This window comes from Dyella solisilvae, assembly GCF_003351225.1.
GTDB lineage: Bacteria > Pseudomonadota > Gammaproteobacteria > Xanthomonadales > Rhodanobacteraceae > Dyella > Dyella solisilvae.
Genome location: NZ_QQSY01000016.1, coordinates 1 through 1854 on the forward strand (window position 1 = coordinate 1; position 1854 = coordinate 1854).

The 1854-nt window shown below is 60.9% G+C and carries 1 protein-coding gene; it reads left to right on the plus strand.

Features of this window, described 5'->3' with window-relative positions; translation table 11 throughout:
* Positions 1-618 precede the first annotated feature (618 nt).
* Positions 619-1779, plus strand: a complete 1161-nt coding sequence (locus DVT68_RS20205; RefSeq protein ID WP_114827013.1) for an IS30 family transposase — start codon at positions 619-621, stop codon at positions 1777-1779.
* The last annotated feature ends 75 nt before the right edge of the window (positions 1780-1854 follow it).

Here is a 1854-nt window from a genome sequence, read left to right on the forward strand (position 1 = left end):
TCCCACACGCCCTACGACGAGTCGCGCTACCTTAGGGCCCTGCAGCGCCGTGGCTCGCCCTTGCTCGCTGGCCTGGCTTCGTCCGATAGTTGACGGAACGGCTCAGGGCGTGAAGCGGACGTAATAATGTTGACCAGACGTGCACACCCGCTGACGAGGTAGCTAGCACCCATGTGGCCGTTTCGAACAAAGCAGCCCAAGGCAAAACCTGGCCAGACTTTTCAGGAATGGCGGCGCAGCTATGTCCCGCCTGTCGCACCGCCTATCTTGGACCCCATAGAGGTCGAGACGGTTTGTCCCCTGTGTTTTCTTCGGTATGCCCCGGGCACCTTGTCCGCCCGAGTCCCCTTCTGCTCCGATTGCGCTAGTGAAGGCATCGATTTCCCGACTGAACCGCTTGACTCGTACCTTGCCGGAAAGTCCGTTGCTGACTTTGATTCGATGCTCGAGCGTTGGGAAGCAACCGAAGGGTTTCGTCCGGAATACAAGGCGCAGAAGGCAGCGCGCATGAGAGAGCTCAAAGCACTAAAGCTGGCGAGCATTTAAGGTCCGCTACCAACTGCGATTTCAGCCGGTCGTTGCAACACACTATAAGCGCCCCGGCGTGAGGAGTGTTGTATGGCACCCAGGCTTCGCAGGCACCTGACAGATGGCGAGAAGGCCCAGATGTGGGAGCGCTGGCAGCGTGGCGAGTCGCTGCACCAGATCGCCCGGTCGCTCGACCGTCGGCACTCCTCGATACGCCGCGTGTTAGTGCAGACGGGCGGTATTCGACCGGCGCCACGGCACCGACCTTTGCGAGCGCTGACCCTGGCCGAGCGGGAGGAGATCTCCCGGGCTGTAGCGTTAGGAGAATCGCTGCGGTCCGTCGCGCGACAGCTTCACCGTCCACCCTCCACGATCAGCCGCGAGATCCATCGCAATGGCGGACGGGTTGCCTACCGAGCGAGCCAGGCCGATCAGTGTGCGTGGGACCGTGCGCATCGCCCCAAGGTCTGCAAGCTGAGGAAGCATCGTGTGCTGGCCAAGCTCGTGGCCAGCAAGTTGCAGCTAGAGTGGTCACCGATGCAGATTGCCGGTTGGCTCAAGCAGCGATCTGGCGGCCATGAGGAGCAACAGGTGTCGCACGAGACCATCTATCGCAGCCTCTTCATCCAAGCCCGGGGCGCCTTGAAAAAGGAGCTTCTGGTGCATTTACGGCGCTCGCGCGCGATGCGCCGTTCGCGCCACCACACGCAGAAGACGGACAACCACGGCCAGCTCACCGACATGGTGTCCATCCGGGAGCGTCCCGCCGAGGTTGCCGATCGCGCGGTACCAGGTCACTGGGAAGGCGACTTGTTGATGGGCAGCCATCACAGCCAGATCGCTACCCTCGTCGAGCGTCGCACGCGCTACGTCATGCTGGTGAAGGTCACGGGCAAAGACACGCAAACGGTCATCGACGCTTTGATCAAGCACGCCCACAAGCTGCCTAGGGAGCTCTACAAATCGCTGACCTGGGATCGAGGCAAGGAAATGGCTGACCACCAGCGCTTCACGCTGGCCACGGACATCCAGGTCTACTTCTGCGACCCGCAGCATCCATGGCAGCGGGGGTCCAACGAGAACACCAACGGACTGCTACGCCAATATTTCCCAAAAGGCACGGACCTGTCGGGCTACTCGCGGGCTAAACTCGATGCTGTGGCCCGGCGTTTGAACGAGCGCCCTCGACAGACGTTGAACTTTGAAACACCGGCCGAACGATTCCAGCAATGTGTTGCGTTGACCGGCTGAAATCGCAACCCATAGCAGACCCAAGGGGAACCTATGAAGTTCAGCATCTATGGCCGCTTCATTTTGGATGTCGAG